Annotated in this window: 14 protein-coding genes and 1 tRNA gene; 8 read left to right on the top strand and 7 right to left on the bottom strand. The window is 59.4% G+C overall.

The annotated features are described in order from the left end of the window. The first annotated feature begins 48 nt into the window (after positions 1-48). The 7 genes from FZZ93_RS01055 (at position 49) to FZZ93_RS01025 (ending at position 9,143) form a co-directional block, all read left to right on the top strand. Positions 49-2,409 (top strand): phage tail tape measure C-terminal domain-containing protein, encoded by a 2,361-nt coding sequence (locus tag FZZ93_RS01055; protein ID WP_149320476.1) that lies wholly within the window; start codon positions 49-51, stop codon positions 2,407-2,409. Beyond that, complete coding sequence (locus FZZ93_RS01050; protein ID WP_149320475.1) at positions 2,409-2,867, top strand: hypothetical protein; 459 nt, start codon at positions 2,409-2,411, stop codon at positions 2,865-2,867. Before FZZ93_RS01055 ends, FZZ93_RS01050 begins: the two co-directional genes overlap by 1 nt. 73 nt (positions 2,868-2,940) lie before the next feature. After that, positions 2,941-4,791: a sialate O-acetylesterase gene (locus FZZ93_RS01045; RefSeq protein WP_149320474.1), complete on the top strand. Its 1,851-nt coding sequence runs from the start codon at positions 2,941-2,943 to the stop codon at positions 4,789-4,791. 2 nt (positions 4,792-4,793) lie between these two features. Next, the gene (locus tag FZZ93_RS01040) at positions 4,794-5,549 is read left to right on the top strand and encodes a hypothetical protein (RefSeq protein ID WP_149320473.1); all 756 of its coding nucleotides are present in this window, start codon (positions 4,794-4,796) and stop codon (positions 5,547-5,549) included. Positions 5,550-5,561: 12 nt separating this feature from the next. Then, positions 5,562-6,050 (top strand): DUF1833 family protein, encoded by a 489-nt coding sequence (locus FZZ93_RS01035; RefSeq protein WP_149320472.1) that lies wholly within the window; start codon positions 5,562-5,564, stop codon positions 6,048-6,050. A gap of 2 nt (positions 6,051-6,052) precedes the next feature. Beyond that, positions 6,053-6,439 carry an NlpC/P60 family protein gene (locus tag FZZ93_RS01030; RefSeq protein ID WP_223111745.1) on the top strand — a complete coding sequence of 129 codons (387 nt, stop codon included), beginning with the start codon at positions 6,053-6,055 and terminating at the stop codon, positions 6,437-6,439. A gap of 10 nt (positions 6,440-6,449) precedes the next feature. After that, positions 6,450-9,143 (top strand): host specificity factor TipJ family phage tail protein, encoded by a 2,694-nt coding sequence (locus tag FZZ93_RS01025; RefSeq protein WP_149320471.1) that lies wholly within the window; start codon positions 6,450-6,452, stop codon positions 9,141-9,143. Between the two features lie 1,393 nt (positions 9,144-10,536). Here FZZ93_RS01025 and FZZ93_RS01015 read toward each other — a convergent pair. Next, the gene (locus FZZ93_RS01015; protein ID WP_149320469.1) at positions 10,537-11,292 is read right to left on the bottom strand and encodes a hypothetical protein; all 756 of its coding nucleotides are present in this window, start codon (positions 11,290-11,292) and stop codon (positions 10,537-10,539) included. A 121-nt stretch (positions 11,293-11,413) separates the two neighbouring features. Here FZZ93_RS01015 and FZZ93_RS01010 point away from each other — a divergent pair, with 121 nt between their 5' ends. Further along, positions 11,414-12,463: a helix-hairpin-helix domain-containing protein gene (locus FZZ93_RS01010; protein WP_246146053.1), complete on the top strand. Its 1,050-nt coding sequence runs from the start codon at positions 11,414-11,416 to the stop codon at positions 12,461-12,463. A gap of 188 nt (positions 12,464-12,651) precedes the next feature. Here FZZ93_RS01010 and FZZ93_RS01005 read toward each other — a convergent pair whose 3' ends face one another. From FZZ93_RS01005 to bioD, 6 genes are all read right to left on the bottom strand, one after another. Then, positions 12,652-12,945, bottom strand: a complete 294-nt coding sequence (locus tag FZZ93_RS01005) for a hypothetical protein (RefSeq protein ID WP_149320468.1) — start codon at positions 12,943-12,945, stop codon at positions 12,652-12,654. 1 nt (position 12,946) lies between these two features. Continuing rightward, entirely contained in the window at positions 12,947-13,171 is a 225-nt protein-coding gene (locus tag FZZ93_RS01000) for a DUF1654 domain-containing protein (RefSeq protein ID WP_149320467.1), read from the bottom strand. 209 nt (positions 13,172-13,380) lie between these two features. Continuing rightward, positions 13,381-13,884, bottom strand: coding sequence for an AAA family ATPase (locus tag FZZ93_RS00995; protein WP_149320466.1), 504 nt, complete (start codon positions 13,882-13,884; stop codon positions 13,381-13,383). A 193-nt stretch (positions 13,885-14,077) separates the two neighbouring features. Beyond that, a complete protein-coding gene (locus FZZ93_RS00990) occupies positions 14,078-15,331 on the bottom strand; it encodes a tyrosine-type recombinase/integrase (RefSeq protein WP_149320465.1) in 1,254 nt (417 codons plus the stop codon). A 174-nt stretch (positions 15,332-15,505) separates the two neighbouring features. Further along, positions 15,506-15,590 (bottom strand) — tRNA-Leu (locus tag FZZ93_RS00985). Between the two features lie 45 nt (positions 15,591-15,635). Further along, positions 15,636-16,349: a dethiobiotin synthase gene (gene bioD / locus FZZ93_RS00980; RefSeq protein WP_149320464.1), complete on the bottom strand. Its 714-nt coding sequence runs from the start codon at positions 16,347-16,349 to the stop codon at positions 15,636-15,638.

The raw sequence follows: 16,349 nt of genomic DNA, 5'->3' as shown, positions 1-16,349 counted from the left end.
GAATACAACTAACCGCCTTCGGGCGGTTTTTTTGTGCCTGGAGTAAGCATGTCTACTCGATCTCTTGGCCAGTTGACGCTCGACCTGGTTACGCGGACAGGTGGATTTACTGGTCCACTGGACAAGGCTGCCCGTCATACCAAGAAAACGATGAAGGATATTTCTTCATCGGTGAAAGCGGTCACCGCCACCGTCGCTGCATCAACGGCCGCTGTGGCTGCTGCTGGCGCGGGAATCTATGCCTACACCAAGGCAGGCATGGATAGCATCGACACTCAGGTCAAGCTGGCGCGCCAGGTGGATGCCACCATTGGTGAGTTGCGAGGCGTCACACGTGCGGCCGAAGATGCGGGTATCGCGCAGGGCCGCCTCGAGGGATCGCTGCTCTCCTATAACAAGCGCCTTGGTGACACCATTCGGGGAACTGGCGAGGCGAAAGAAGCGTATGAGGCGCTTGGGATTGAAGCCTCTGAGCTGGCAGATATGCCACTGCCTGACCAGCTGGCATTGATCTCGGACAGAATTTCTCAGCTGGATTCGACAGCCGCGCGAACATCGATAGCGGACAAGCTGATGTCCGGCGGTCGAGAAACGGTGAAGCTGTTCGAGAGTGGTGGCGATGCGATTCGCGATGCTGTTCAGGAGATCGAGGATTACGGTCTTGCCATCGACATGATCGATGCCTCCGTGATTGAGGCTGCCAACGACGCGCTGGACAGGACGACACTGGTTACGGATTCAGCGCGTGACGCTCTGGCTGTGGAGCTTTCTCCTGTCATTCTCGAAGTTGCCGACCGATTTAATGAAGCGGCAAGAGATGCTGGAGGGATGGGTGAGGCCATTCAAGCTGCTATCGAATCAAGCTTGCAATCTATTAGTCTCCTGCTAGATAAATACCATGATCTTCGCATATTGAGTAAGCGCGTAGAGGTGGGGACGGATGACATGAACCTTGCCGTTGCAGAGTTTGCGAGGGAAGCATGGACGTCTGTTAGTGAATTTCTAGACGGTACGATAAGTAAGGTTAATCACCTTATTGAGTTGTTTAACAAGCTGCCTGGTGTCGGAGAGATTGAGCCGTTAGGGAAGTTTGGCGATTCCGAATTTATGGATCGGATAGACCAGCAGTTTGAAAAGGCTTTGGGGAATAGAAACCTGTCCCGTATTGAGTTGGATGACCTCTTAGATGCAGAGTCTCCTTCAAAACGCCTTGACGAGTTCTTCGACGAGGTCGAGCGACGCCGGGACGAGATCGTCAGCAACGCCTACAAGGATCAGTTCAAGCCGCTGGATCAGTGGTTCTTGAGGGAGTCGGACATCCCCAGTCTCGGGACCGGGGACAATGATGACGACGGCAGTAGTGATGGCATCTCGAAAGCTGCGCGGGAGGCAGCTCGTGAAATAGAGCGCCAACAGGAAGCATATCGTGGCTTGCTTGAGGAGCTCTATCCCGTCGAGGCAATGCAGCAGCAGTACCTGGAGCAGCAACAGCTTCTGTCCGCTGCATATGAGCAAGGCGAGATCAGCGCTGATCGTTATGCCGATGCCCTGGATCGACTGAAGGAGAACCAGCGAAGCGAACAGGAGCCTGGGCAAGCCTACGATATTCTGGACCCATCCGGCATAAGGATGGATGGGGAGGAGGGCGGCTACTGGGAGCAGTGGCTCCAGGGGGCGGAGGAAGCCTTCACCGACTTTGATGAACTTGCCGGCAACACCATCGACAATTTCTCGTCCCGCTTCGGTGATGCCTTTGAGTCCGTCATCTTCGATGCCAAGTCACTGGGTGAGGCGACGCGGGGTGTCTTTGAAGGCATGGCGCGATCCGTCGTTAATGCCCTGGGCGAGATGGCAGCGCAATGGTTGGCCTATCAAGCCGTGCAGGCAGCCACGCAATCTATGGCAACGACCGCGCAGACGGCCGCTGTGACCCAGGCGGCGGCCACCGGCACATCCATTGCGTCTGCCTACGCGCCTGCCGCTGCCATGGCATCTCTGGCGTCATTCGGTGGCAACGCGGCGGCGGCAACTGCCGGGATCACAGCGACAACCGCGGTGGCAGAAGGGATGGCGCTGGCCGGGATGGCCCACGACGGCATCGACTCTGTCCCGGAGACGGGCACCTGGTTACTCCAGGAGGGCGAGCGCGTCACCACCAGCGAGACCAGCGACAAGCTCGATCGCACGCTGGATCGCGTGATCGCCGGCCAGGAGTCGGGCGGTCGAAGTGGCGGCCCCCTGGAGGTCAACGTTCGCAACGAAGGCGAGCCAATGGCGGTGCGCCGTGTCGACGACCGCTTCGAGGGCGACCAGCGCATCATCGACGTGGTTCTGGCCAACGTCAGCGGGGAGCAGGAGCTGCATGATCTCATCACCACCAAATACAACCTGGGTCCAAGGGGCGACTGATGGCCGAGCCGTATCCGCGTGATCTCTTGCCGGTACCGCTGCGCGAAGATTACGACCTCAATCATGTCTCGCCGATGATGCGGACCCAGATGGAGAGCGGTCGCAGCCGCTACCGGCAGCGTTTCACCTCGGTGCCCAGCCGGGTCACGGTCACGTGGCTGCTGGACGAGGGCCAGGCGCTCTACTTCGAGGGCTGGTTCAAGGAGTCGCTGAATGACGGCACGCTCTGGTTCAACTGCCCGCTGCGCACCCCGATGGGCATGCGTGAATACGAGTGCCACTTCTTCGGCATGTACCAGGGCCCTCAGCTGGTCGCCAATTACTACAAGATGCGGGCGCGCCTAGAGATCCGCGAACGCCCCACCATGGACCGCGACTGGATCCTCTACGGTCCCGAGTACGTGCGCTTCGGCAGTATCTTCGACATTGCCATGAACCGGGACTGGCCCGAGCAGTAGCCGCTCCCGACACCCGATAGACCACAAGCCGCCTCCGGGCGGCTTTTTTGTGCCCGGATGACAGGACAACGCCATGGCCAATAACACTGGCAACCCCATCGGTTCGGCCGATCCTCGCGATCTACAAGACAATGCCCGAGGGCTGGACCGCGCACTCTTGGACAAGGGTGGCAAAACCTGGGTTGATCGCTTGGGGAACACCCGTAAAACGCTGTCTTGGATGGAAGCCCTCGGCGAGAGCCTGGTCGCCGGGGCGGTGTACCCGGATACCGCGACGGCGCTGGGGTTGACGGTAGACGGCCAATTCTTCAGCGTGCCGTCGACCGGTGACGACGACTTCCTGACGCTGTATCGCAATGATGCGGGGGAAGCCACGCTGGTCAAATCCTACCCCAGCGCGGCGGCGGTCATCCTATCGATGGTAGTGGCGGCCAACGCCAAGATGGACTTGGGGTCGGGAGTCACGGAATACGCCGGGGCCGGCCAGCACATCCCCATCGTGACTGACGAGGATTACCGCATCCTGTTGGGGTATGACACCGCCTCCAAGCTGATTTTCGGCAAGGGGCTCCCCACAAAGCCTGGCGTCCGGGCATCGATCGACTACTCCCTGGGAGACTACGGCTCCGCGGAGTATGTGGGCTCTGGCCCTGTGCTGCCCATGTTCACGGATGCGGCGGGGCGCATCCTGCTGGGGTATGACCAGGATAACGGCCAGCTCGTCGGCGCTGGGCTCAATCGCCTCGTCTCGGTGGTGCGCGCAGTCAACCATATGTTGTTCTACGGCCAGTCGCTGTCGATTGGCGCCAAGGGGACGCCGGTGATCAGCACCTCCCAGCCCTACGGCAACCTGACATTCGCGGGCGGCCCACGCGCCGCCGACGGTGATTTCTCCAGCCTCAAACCCTTGGTCGAGGATGAGCTGCAGGCTCCGGATGGTGGCACTAACCGCGGGGAGACGCCGTGCTCGGGGGCAGCCAACTACGCCAGCACCACCATGGCGATCAATCACGGCGTGCGCCCTGCCGACCACACCATCCTGTCCAGTTCTGCCGGCCAGGGCGGCACCTCGATTCTCGGCCTCAAGCGCGGCACAGCCTGGTACAGCGATCACCTGCTGGCTCATATCAGTAACGCCTACGCCCTCGAAAATGACTATGCACTGCGTGTGCTGGCCTGGGTCCAGGGCGAGGCGGATGCCACGTCCGATGGGCTGAGTTTCAGCGAGTACCTGACTGAGCTGGAGACGCTGCAGGCCGACATTGATGCCGATGCCCGGGGCATCACTGGCCAGACCTCCACCGTCCCCCTGTTGACGTATCAGTGTTCCAGCCGAGTACAGGAGAATGATGGCGTCGCTCTGGCGCAGCTCGCGTCGGCACAGCGCAATTCGCTGATCGCGCTGGCCACGCCCACTTACCACCTCCCGCACAATGCAGATGGTTTGCATCTGACCGCCGCAGGGTACAAGTGGATGGGCGCCTACTTCGGGCGTGCCTATACCGACTGGATGATCGGCGGCGAGAAACCGCGCTGGCTCAGCCCCGTATCGGCCACCTATCGAGGGACACAGATCCGCGTCAGATTCGATGTGCCGACGCGGCCCCTGGTGCTCGACGACACCACGCTCGCAGCGACCACGGATAACGGGTTCCAGATCACCGATGGCGGCGTCGCTGCCACGATCAACAGTATCTCGATTGATGGCGACGATGTGGTGCTCGATCTTGCCAGCACCCCGACGGGCGACGTCATCGTCCGTTACGCCCTGGATCACCTGGGCACTGGCCTCGGCATCGAGAGTGGCGGATCCGGCAATCTGCGGGACAGCACGCCCGACACCATCACCATCGAATCCATCGAACGCCCTCTATACCACGTCAGCCCTGCATTTGAGCTGCAAGCCATCGAGTTGGGAGAGTAATCATGAGCCTCTTTTTCAAGTTGCCGGTCGTCTCCGGCGACGCCAGCCTGCCGGTCATTCCCTCGGAGGACGTCCGGCGCCTCGACAATCTCGAGGATCAGTCATATGACCACTGGGTGTTCACCCGAGGCGTCGATAGCCTGATGGGACGCGTCAATGGGCGACAGCTCACCGACCAGGGAGGATCGGCGAGCTACACCGACAACCATGTCACGCTCATCAACACGGCGGGCAATGCGCTGCTGACCGACATCATTGATGACACTCCGGCACCCATCGATACGTTCTGCGCTGTGGTGCGTTTTGTCAGCGACATCGAGTTCCAGATGATCTTCGGCAATATCGGTGACGACAACGGGGGCAGTGCCTACACGGATAACACCGGCGCCAAGATCGTCACCAACTACCGCGGCTCTACCCAGGGTGTAATGGAGCTCAGTAGTTCAGCCCCAGAAGTGGGGAAGTGGTATTTCGTCGCCTCGGCGCGGGATTTCTCCGACACCAACAACATGCGGCGCACGGCGCTGCTGGGCGGTGAGTCGCCGGTTGAGAGCGTATTCAGCGTGGCGGGGGAATACAGCAATTCAGACACGCCGATTGGTCTGGGTAACCCTCGTTACACCAACGTCAACCTGCCGGCGTCGACGCTCGATTTTGCCGAGTTCATTGCGTTCGATCACGCGCTGACGGCATCCGAGCTGACTGCCGTGTACCAACGCAGTCAGACGCGTATGTCTGAGCTAGGTATCGCCATCTGAGCCGGGGTGAATATGGACGACCTTCTCGAAACCGTCTATGCCTCGGCACTGTCCGGCCACGTGCGTATCGACACACTCGAGATCATCTCGCCGTCGCAGACCATCCGCATCTGTGACGGCTATGAAGACCACGTGGTGACCCTGGAAACCGGTGAGACGGTCGGGTTCCTCGCGTCGGCCATGAAGGTGGTGCTGCCCGAGCGCAATGCCAGCGGGCAGCAGCCCCTGACGTTCGCTGTCGAGAACGTCACCGGTGAGGCGGAGCGGGCTATCGACGCAGCGCTGGCGGATGGGATCCCGGTCGATGTCATCTACCGCGAGTATCTGTCCTCGGATCTCAGTGCACCCGCCAAGCCGCCGATCCAGTTCGTGCTCTACGATGCCGACTTCGAGGATGCCCGCGCCCAGTTGACGTCGTCATTCTTCGACATCATCGGCACGGGCTATCCTCGCGAGCGCTATACCGTCCAGCGATTCCCTGGGCTCAAGCACATAGGCTGATCATGCATCCTCTGCAACGCTACATGCAGACCCGCTACGAGTTCGGCGGGCGCGGTCCCGATGCGTATGACTGCTACGGCCTGGTCCGCGCGGTGCGTGCCGAGATATTCGGCCTGCCGTGGATGCCGCATTACCGGTTCGCCGGTGACGACGACAAGCGGGCGATGACCGCTGCTGCACGGCATGCGAATCGTTCACTGTCGCCGTGCGAGCCGAGGGCAGGAGCGATTGCCGAGGTCTGGCATGGACGGCTGTGCACTCATGTTGCCGTTGTTGTCGAGCTCAATGGCCGCTTGGCTGTGCTCGAAACAGGAAAGGCCACCGGCCCACGCTGGGATTACCTGCCGGATTTCGAGGCCCGCAACCTGCGCGTTCTCTATTATCACTGATGGACCTGATATGGCACTGATCCGCCTGTACCCCTCCGATATGCCCAGCGCCCCGGTTAAAGAATGGGAGGTCGTGGGCAAGACCCTGAACGCATGGCTGCGCGAGTGCTCGCCAAGCTATCGGTGTTACGATGCTGATCATCACCCCTTGATCGTTGCCGTCAACGACCGTCTGGTGCCGCCTAGCGAATGGGAGAGCGTGTGGCTGGGGGCTGATACTACCGTCGAGTTGCGACCGCACCCGGGCGATCCTGGTACGTTGATCGCAGCAGCCATCGCGGCGGTGGTGGCCATCGCCGCCACCGTGTTCCTCAAGCCCTCATTGCCGACCCAGCGCAACAGCTCGAGCAAGGGCAGCAAGCTGCTCGAGGTGAGCGCCGAGGGCAACCAGGTGCGGCTGGGGGATCTGATTCCCGACATCGCCGGGCGCGTCAAGATGAACCCCGACTACATCTCGGCGACGCGTCGATATTTCGTCGAGCCCAAAAAACAGGCCCTGGATTTGCTGCTGTGTGTCGGGTTGGGAGAATTCGACATCCAGCCGAGCGACATCAAGATCGGTGAAACGCCGGTGACGTCACTTGGCACAGCGGTGGATCTCAGCGCGTTCGGCCCGGGTGAGGACGTGACTGGCCACGTTGCCCACCAAAACTGGTACAACGCCCCCGAGGTGGGGCCGAGCGCCGGCGGCAGCGGGCTGCGCCTCAAATCGTCCCGGGATCTGCAGAAATCCTGGACCGGGACGCACACGTTCGACGGCACCTCGATCACTACGCCAGATGGCCCCCCGGATAGCTGGGCAGAGGGCACGCAGTTGACCATCGAGCTGCCCATCGATTTCGACGTGACCGGCGGCGGTAGCGATCCCAATGTGTTCCATGGATCATTCGCGCATTTCGAGCCCGAGGTCGGGGCGATCATCTATATCCACCAGCCGGGCGACGAATCAGGAAACGGCCTGCGCATCACGTCCTATACGCCTGGCAGTCCTGATCAGATGACGCTCGAGGGCGGAGATCCAGCCGAGCCCGTCTCCGACTGGACGCCGGGCAGCTACAACCGCGTCATTCGCCGGCCCAACTACGCCGACCCTCGTGCGCTGCATGTCATTGAGTCGATCACCCAGGACGGCGTTACGGTGCGCTACGAGATAGACGGCACGCCGGTCAGCAATTGGGCCGGGTTCCCGCTGGTCACCACCAGCAATGCCCTAGTCGAGGTGGACGATCAGGAGTACGCCGGCATCTGGTCATCCATATTCCTGGCGTGCCCGGAGGGCGAAACGACCGACACCCTGGAGTTCGACGTATTTGCCCCCCAGGGGCTGGGTCATGCTGACGGTGGTGACGTGGATCGCGTGCAGCGGACCATTGAGTTTCGCTACCGCGAGCAGGGCACCACGACCTGGACCACGGTGAGCCGGACCGTCGAGGGCGCGACCCGCGACCAGTTGGGCTGGACGTTCCGCGAGTCGATCCCGGCGATGACGCCCGAGGTGCAGATGCGCCGGGTGAGTGCGGAGAGCAACTCGACGCAGGACATGGACCGACTCGAGTGGTACGGCCTGCGTTCCCGGCACCCGCATGCCACCAGCTATCCGGGTGTGACCGTGATCGCGCTGACGATTACTGGCAGCGATACCATCGCCAGCCAGACCGAAAACCAGATCTCGGTGCGGCTGACACGCAAGCTACCGGTGCGCGAGAACGGGGCCTGGACTGCGCCACAGCCAACACGCTTGCCAGCGGCGTATGCGATGCATGTGGCGAAAGCGGTGGGCTACACCGATGACAAGCTGAACTTGGGCGAGTTCGACCGCCTGGCCGGCATTTGGGATAGCCGGGGCGATGAGTACAACGCCGTGCATCGCGATGACAGTACGGTCAAGGAGATCATCAACGCGGCGCTCCGCGTCGGGTTCGCCGAGCTGACCATCGACCGTGGCCAGATCCGCCCGGTACGCGACGAGCCACGCGGTGGGCTGCCCCAGCACGGCTACAGCGCCCAGAACATGAGTGGACCGCTACGCCGCACTACGGCCATGCCGAAACCGGACGACAACGACGGTATCGACGTGACGTTTATCAATCCCGATACATGGACCGAGGAGACCGTCGAGTGCCGGCTGCCCGGTGACCAAGGGATCAGGGCGAAGAAAGTGCAGTTCGACGCTGCCATGAGCCGCACTCAGGCCTACCGCCTGGGGATGCGCGAGCGAGCCCGCCTGGCGTACCGCCGCACGCAGTTCAAGTTCCCGACGGAACTCGACGCGCTCAACTCCAGCTACATGAGCCACGCCGGCATTGCCTCGGACGTGCCGGGCTATGGCCAGTCCGCCTGGGTAAAGGCCGCGGCATACGATGACCAGGCCGGCACGGTGACCCTGGAGGTGAGCGAAGAATTCGACTGGGTTGATGGGGCGTCACACGTGATTGCCTGGCGCAAACCGGACGGCAAGCTGACACCGCCGTACCCGGCCCAGCCCGGCAGCGACCCGTTCCTTGTCGTGGCTACGGCACCCAGTGCCCCGACGATCAGCGACGATATGCAACCGCCGTTCGTGCATTTTGGCACGACTGAGACGTGGTCCTGGCAGGCGCTGATCACCGACATCAAGCCGCGCGGAAACGAGGGGGTGTCGGTGTCAGCCGTGATCGATGACCCGCGTGTGTACTATTACGACGACGCCACGCCGCCGGCGTGATCATGATCGAGTACTGGGCGCTCGCTCCAGCACTCGACGATCAAAGATAGTGGCATTGCCATGGATAAAAACTCTCGTTACGAATCGCCTCCGACGAACCCATCAAAGCAATGCCTGACCCATTCGCAGCTCCAATCTAGTCCTTTATTGGAAAAATCGTTCATCCCGAGGAATGAAGCTTTTACTTCTCTGTCTTTGAGTTTGTATTTAAATACAATATATCCAGACAAAGATGGGTCGAAATAAACTTTGAATTCATCAACAAGGTGTTCGTTGCCTGATATAGCCGCACTGACTATATCGTCATAGTCGTTAAAAGTCATTGCATTCCTCTGCGTATAGTTAAATGTTTTTTTATTTAGGATTGATTGTTTTGTTATTTGTTGTGACAGTCTGTAAGTATAGGAAACCCTACCATTCGACAGGAAGGTTGTCGATTATTTTCTGCTGAAGCGGCGGACCAACCCCTGCTGCTCAACGCAGCCCGCGGCTGGGCGCCGCAATAGGCTTATGGTAGTTGAGCAGCACGACCACGGTCTGCCTCGGGATAGAATCGAGCGTGGAGGGAGGTTCACTATATCATAAGAAGTACTTGTATATGTTTCGCTTAAGCCCGCGTTGAGCGGGCTGTGATTTGTGATGGCGTTAGAAACATCATGACGCCGTTTGGTCACCATCCTGCATGTCTATTTTTTTATAATGCATCGTTTCCTATAAAGCCACCATCTTCGAATCTGGCGACAAAATTCTCTTTATTGCAATTCGTCATTTTATTGCAATAATGGCATTGCGCCTTGTTTCCTGTCAGTGTGGCAGTACTAAAGACCCCTCGGGTCGTCATGAACATGGGTGATGGAAATTTTTCTCCACAGTGCAGGCATTTTATTGTAATGCTTATGGTTTTTGGGTCTTTAGGTTCTTTCGGTGTTTTTATCATTAGAGCACTCCTTGGTAGCACCTATCCAGCCCATTCACAACCATGCATGAAGATTGCGAAAGGCATAGCTAAAGGCTAGCTCTTCCACTGCCTTTTAGCCACTCCCGCTCTACCCGGTTGGCACCGCCGCCACACCCCGTCGGTGATGCCCTCCTGCCGGTAGAGCAGATAGGTCTTGTTACCCTCTCGCCAGTAGTCGGCCGTGATCGTAGCCCGACAGCCGGGACTGGCCACTGTAGAGCCAGCCACGCCATATGACGTGAAACTCGATCCACTCGTCCGTGGGTGGCAGTGACCGGCGTGGGCCGATCCCGCCTTTGCGCTCCAGGCGTTGGCGCCATTTGGAAATTTCAGCGCCTGCGCTCTTGTTGATGGGCTAGGTGCTACACCAGGTGTAGGGGGGGGGATGTTGGCGAGCATATACCCTGACTCTAAATGAGAAGGCATCTATTGTTATCAAGAAGATATTATGCCGAGAGAAGTGCTCTCTTGTTCTAGTGCGTCCACTATTTTTTGTGTACGTTCATGCATTTTTTTAAATACATCGAGAGCGGGCAACCCTGAGAGGTTTCCTTCTTTAGCTATTACAATTTGGTATATTATTTTTCCGCTAATGCTAGCCTCCGTGCGATGGTCTACAATTGCTAAAATCATTTGTTGATTTTCTGGATCCCATTTTGGAGGGAAGCTGAAGTTGTGGGATGATTCTATATTTTTTATATAAGCTGATTCCATTCTAGCATATGTTGCTATTGGAGTTATTATTTCATGTTTTTGTGAATTGCATAAGCTATTCATCTCCCATAAAAGGTTGTCTCCACCTTGGTATGGGTTGAGGCTGTATATTGTGTTAAAAATCTCTTCTGATGCCCGCTTTACTATTCTGTCCTTTAATCCTAAGAAATCATTTTCTCCGCTTCTTATTGGAAAGTTTAATCCTTTACCAGAAAAAGACATTCCAATTGCATGCATGGACTGGTCAAGGGATGCTCGTAGGTTTAGCACAATGTCGGCGGATATTCCGGATAGAGCTTCCGGCATTTCTTTTTCAAGTATTATTTTGTGTATGTCTCTCGGGCCGTTAGGATCAAACTCCATAACCCGTTTGAAAGGCGATGAATCAACAAATTTTTTCATTTCTTCCGAAAATGATTGTATGTGTCTTTCAGCATGGTTAAGACAATAATGTGGGCTTCGAAAATCGTATGCCATAAATCCTCCAGCGCTCATCACTGCATGGGTACTCTGTTCAGCATAGCACTGCGCCTTGCCCTCGATACTTACTTGAATTACCGCTAATATGGATGCGCCACCAACCACCCATGAGGAAGCAATGGCAAAGGGATTTACCGTAGCGCTCGCCATCGCACTGGGCCTGCCGGCGACAGCCGCGGCGAACATGACGATCGGAACATGGAACCTCGAGCATTTGGGGTGGGACAATGGCAAGAGACTAGATGATGTCGCTCATATAGCGAAAGGCGGAGATCTCTGGGCTCTGACGGAGGTTATGGACGAGGCTGCCGTATCGCAGCTTGAGAGCGAGCTTGAGGCCCAGACGGGAGAGAGCTGGTCGTCAATGACATCTCACGAAGTGGGTCGCTCCTCGTACCAGGAGAGCTACAGCTACATCTGGCGCGACAGCGAAGTGGAGTACACCCAGGGCGCCGTCGTCTATATGGACCCCGGCGACGAGTTCGCTCGCGAGCCGTATCTTGCTGAGTTCCGCGATGTCGATACGGGCGACACCATAGCAATAGCGGTCGTGCACATTCTTTACGGGGATAGCCGTGCCGATCGCACGCTGGAAATCCGGCAGCTCGCCGAAATCTGGGACTGGATGAGGGAGGTCTATCCTGACTCAGATCGCATCATTGCCGGTGATTTCAACCTCGAGCCGGATCATGAGGCGTGGCAGTTGCTGCGTGACCTGGGTGCGTCCCCGGCAATCACGTCAGGCGCGACGACGCTCAGCTCGACTGACGGCGAGTATGCGAATCTCTACGACAATCTGTGGTTCGACCGGGATGCTCTCGACTTTACCGGCAGCGGCATCGTGCGGTTCCCTGAGCTACTAAATCTCACGCATGAGCAGGCCCGCGACGTTGTCTCGGACCATGCCCCTGTCTATATCGGTGTTGGCGATGTCGGCATTGTTGATCTGGATGAAACGACCAGTACGGACTCCGGCCCTCGGTGCATCAACATCAACGAGGCAACTGTCAGCCGGTTGGATGAGCTGCCACATGTTGGGCCGGCCAGGGCTGAGGATGTCATCAATTCCCGCCCCTATGAGAACGTCGGTGGGCTGACCCGGGTGAGTGGTATTGGTCCGTCGAGAGTCGAGGACATCGAGGCCAGCGGTATGGTGTGCAGCCTGTAGTTCCGGGGGAGTGACGGCGATTTCCTACACGCTCCGTTGAGGATGTCGCACAGCAGCCCGTTCATGTAGAGCTTATCCTTGAGGCCGTGACGCCCACAGCATGCGGCGCTTATGGACGAGCGTCGCCGCCAGGGAAGGCAGTCGCGTCACCGCGATTTAGGGCAGCTCCAGGCCATGGATGGCCGCCTTTAATGGATCCTCCTCACGATCCCGCCTTTCGGTCCGGCATCGGGCGATGCCCGGCGCCAGACCCCATCGACGATGCCGTATCGGCGCTCGAGCATGCAGACGAGCGAGCCCTCGATGGCCCAATCGCTCGGGCTGTAGTCGCTCAATTGGCAGCGTCCGCTGTACAGCCACCCCCGCCTGATGACGTGGTACTCAATGAGCTCGCCGCGTGGTGCAGGCGCACGCTTGAGCCCGATCCAGCCTTTACGCTCGAGTCGCTTGCGCCATTGGGTGATCTGGTACCGCGTGGCCACGTCACGCCTCGACCGGCACCCAACTGACCAGCCAGCCCTCGTCGGTTCTGGTCACGTCGACGTTCTCGTTCTCGCTGATCTCGTCGATTAGCCGATCCCAGTCGTCGGGGCTATCGCCGTTCTCGGGTTTCAGGTGCACCTGGCGCTTCTCGCGGCGGCTTGCTGCAGCGATCTCGATCTGGATGCGCTGGCCGAGGAGTTCGTATGAGGAGGGTTTCTTGGCCATGGCTTTGGTCTCCTGATGATGCTGTTCATATATACAGTATTATCAGGCAAAGACCTGGACGGCAACCTGGTTGCGGCGATCAGGCGCGCACCACAATGCTCACCACCTGGCGGCGAGGGCGTGAGACAGTCGGCGAATCGTGAGACAGCGGGTCAGGTAGGGTTCTGATCGGGAAGGGGATTCGAGCCAGGTGCGGCTCTACCATTGGGCTACCTCATTGCGTCACAAACTTGCTGCGCAAGTGTGTCTGGATCCTTTGTGGATTCGATCGATAGGACATGGCATGACCGCTCTGCAAGCCAAGCCTTGTGTCGAGCCAGGCTCCTTCCTGACATCTCCCCATCATCATATTGAGCCGCCCATTCGAGGAATGCCGGATCCACAACCCCAAACCGTTGGATGTCCCTGTGCCTGATTCGCTCAAGTCGTGTCTGAGCAGGAGCTGTGAGGAATACGATCATGTCAAAAGCATCCTCAATCGCTTCACCCCATGACATTACTGATCCAGCAACCACGACTCTTTCAGACTCGCTGAGGGTCTTGGCCATCATTACTCGACGCTCATCGCTGGAGCGCTTTTCCTGAAAGGGTGGGGTGGTAGGCAGCCAGTAAATGTCGTCGGCCTCTTGGAACGAAGCTCCAAGGTAGCTCGCCAATAACTCTCCCAACGTCGACGTGCCAGAGCCTGCGGCGCCTGTCACCAGTATCTTCATGGTGTTTCCTCCCTATCCACTATCCATAAAGTTCCGCTGTTAATGGGGCATGCATGGGGCAAACCGGACGCCATTCTATGCTATTTGGTGTTGACGCGGGTGCTTGGCGGGCCCTGCATAGAGCCGTCAACGGCGCGGAAATTGCCGTGACGACACTGGATGAATCCACATGTTAGGCCATCATCGGGGTATGCTACCCGTCCCCCTGGTCGTCTTCCTCGACCCGCTTCTTGAATGTGGCCTTCTCCTCGTCGGTGATGCCGCGGCATAGGGCGTCGAGATAGTCGCTGTACCACTGCATCATCCGGCGCCGATGTTTGAGATAGGACGCCTGGTTGTAGACGCCGGCCACGCCGGGCTCCTTGTGGGCCAGTTGAACCTCGACGTGATCCTTCGGCCAGCCGTGTTCGCGGAGTAGAGTACTAGCCGTATGACGCGATCCGTGCCCGGTGAGCTTGCCCTTGTAGCCCACTCGGCCGATGGCCTGGTTCAGCGTGCTGTTGCCCAGCACCGGATGCTTGGGGCCCTGGCCGGGGAACACCAGTCGCCGGCGCCCGGTCTGCTGGAAGACGTCACGCAGCGAAGCTACGGTCTGCTTCGGCAGGGCGACCACATGGTCGCGCCGCGTCTTCATCTTCTCGGCCGGGATCGTCCAGGTCTCGGCCTCCAGGTCAATCTCGCTCCACTCTGCATATCGAACCATCCCGGGCCTCGATGCGGTACGCAGCACCATCCATACCGCGGCGACGGTGATCGGGCGGCTGCGCGAACGGTTGAGGGCCTGCAGGAATCCGGGCAGTTCTGCCTCGAGGAGGTGAGGGTAGTGCGTGGTCTTGGGTGGAGTGGCGGCCACATGACGCAGCTCGCTCGCCGGGTTCATCTCGCACTTCCCTTCGGCAATGGCCAGGGAGAAGATCTGGCCGACCCAGCTACGCACCTTCTCGGCGATATTGTGGGCCCCTCGGTCCTCGAACGCCCGCTGCAACTCGGTGCAGTCCTGTCGCGTGATCTCGTCGAGCGGTTTACGGCCCAGGGCGGGGAGAATGTCACGGTCGAGATACAACCGCATCTGGCGAGTGGTGCCTAGTGATCGGCCGGCGTCCAGCTTCCGCTGGTACCAGTCTTCGGCGATCTCAGCGAACAGGTGGCGCGGCTTGGCTTCCCGATCGACGGCAGCCAGGTCGATGCCGTCAGCGGCCAGCCGGCGGAGGTCTTCGGCCTCGCGCCGCGCCGCCTTGCCGCTTTTCCCCGGGAACCCGCCCAGCCCCTTCCATGACCATCGACCATTCGGTCGCCTATACCTCAGCTCCCAGGACTTCGCGCCGTTACGCTTGACCCGGAAGTAGAGGCCCTGGCCATCAAGCTCGCGGTAGTCCTTGTCTTCAGGCTCGAGTGATGCGAGCACGGTATCGGCCAGCGGCCGGCGCTTGATCTGTGAACGCTTCATCCCCTGTCTCCCCGTTCTCTTCTTGTATGCCTCGAACTCTGGCATACACGCAGGCATACACCATAACGCGGGCTGTGGCCCATATTCATGGTGATGTCAGGTTAAAGCGTGGAGCGAAAAACCACGAGGGGCAAGGGGTTAGGGAAGCGTCAGGTGACGCTGGGGTATTGAGAATGGTGCGGATGGGGAGACTTGAACTCCCACGCCCGAAGGCACCAGAACCTAAATCTGGCGTGTCTACCAATTCCACCACATCCGCACGGGTCAGGCAGGCGTCCATATTTTACGGACGGGCTCCCACAAGTCAATCGCTCCCGGGAAGACGCAGGTAATCGGCGGCGGCCTCGGCACGAGCGGCGGGACTCTCGCCGGCCAGGTGCGGCAGGATGCCGAGGTTCGGTGCCGACAAACGGCGTGTCAGGGTATCGAGGTTGTCGTGATACAGGGCCGCATCGCCGGCTTCGTCGAAGGACAGGCCCGGTTCGACCAGATTGCCTATCCAGCCGGCCAGCTGCAGGCCATCGGCGCGAATCGCCTCGGCACTGAGTATGGCGTGGTTGAGACAACCGAGCTTGAGCCCCACCACCAGAATCACCGGAAGCTCGAGCCGCTTGGCCAGGCCGGCGAGATCCTCGTCATCGTTGAGTGGCACCCGCCAGCCGCCGGCGCCTTCCACCAGGGTCAGGTCACGCTGCCAGGCTAGTGGGTCGGCAGTGGCCGCGACCAGGTCGTCCAACGTGGGGACATCACCGGCACGCCGTGCGGCCAGATGCGGGGCGATAGCCGGTGCATAGGCGTAGGGATTGAGGACGTCGTATGGCACCTCGGGCGTGCTCTGCTCGCCGAGCGTCAGGGCATCGATGTTGCGCAGTCCTTGAGGCGTGGCGTCACAGCCCGAGGCCACCGGCTTGAGCCCGAGGGTGGTGTGGCCGCGACGTCGTGCCAGGGCCAGCAGGCCACTGGCTACCAGGGTCTTGCCGGCATCGGTGTCGGTGCCGGTAACGAAATAGGCGGGCAT

The sequence above is a fragment of the Halomonas eurihalina genome, assembly GCF_008274785.1.
Taxonomy (GTDB): domain Bacteria; phylum Pseudomonadota; class Gammaproteobacteria; order Pseudomonadales; family Halomonadaceae; genus Halomonas; species Halomonas eurihalina.
This window is presented reverse-complemented; position numbering and strand designations above follow the sequence as displayed.

Excerpts from the sequence above, each read along its gene's own strand:
- FZZ93_RS01025 (WP_149320471.1), top strand. The coding sequence starts at position 6,450 with ATGGCACTGATCCGCCTGTACCCCTCCGATATGCCCAGCGCCCCGGTT.
- FZZ93_RS00995 (WP_149320466.1), bottom strand. The coding sequence starts at position 13,884 with ATGAAGATACTGGTGACAGGCGCCGCAGGCTCTGGCACGTCGACGTTG.
- FZZ93_RS01035 (WP_149320472.1), top strand. The coding sequence starts at position 5,562 with ATGGACGACCTTCTCGAAACCGTCTATGCCTCGGCACTGTCCGGCCAC.
- FZZ93_RS01010 (WP_246146053.1), top strand. The coding sequence starts at position 11,414 with ATGGCAAAGGGATTTACCGTAGCGCTCGCCATCGCACTGGGCCTGCCG.
- FZZ93_RS01000 (WP_149320467.1), bottom strand. The coding sequence starts at position 13,171 with ATGGCCAAGAAACCCTCCTCATACGAACTCCTCGGCCAGCGCATCCAG.
- FZZ93_RS01045 (WP_149320474.1), top strand. The coding sequence starts at position 2,941 with ATGGCCAATAACACTGGCAACCCCATCGGTTCGGCCGATCCTCGCGAT.
- FZZ93_RS00990 (WP_149320465.1), bottom strand. The coding sequence starts at position 15,331 with ATGAAGCGTTCACAGATCAAGCGCCGGCCGCTGGCCGATACCGTGCTC.
- FZZ93_RS01040 (WP_149320473.1), top strand. The coding sequence starts at position 4,794 with ATGAGCCTCTTTTTCAAGTTGCCGGTCGTCTCCGGCGACGCCAGCCTG.
- FZZ93_RS01055 (WP_149320476.1), top strand. The coding sequence starts at position 49 with ATGTCTACTCGATCTCTTGGCCAGTTGACGCTCGACCTGGTTACGCGG.
- bioD (WP_149320464.1), bottom strand. The coding sequence starts at position 16,349 with ATGCCCGCCTATTTCGTTACCGGCACCGACACCGATGCCGGCAAGACC.
- FZZ93_RS01050 (WP_149320475.1), top strand. The coding sequence starts at position 2,409 with ATGGCCGAGCCGTATCCGCGTGATCTCTTGCCGGTACCGCTGCGCGAA.
- FZZ93_RS01030 (WP_223111745.1), top strand. The coding sequence starts at position 6,053 with ATGCATCCTCTGCAACGCTACATGCAGACCCGCTACGAGTTCGGCGGG.
- FZZ93_RS01015 (WP_149320469.1), bottom strand. The coding sequence starts at position 11,292 with ATGGCATACGATTTTCGAAGCCCACATTATTGTCTTAACCATGCTGAA.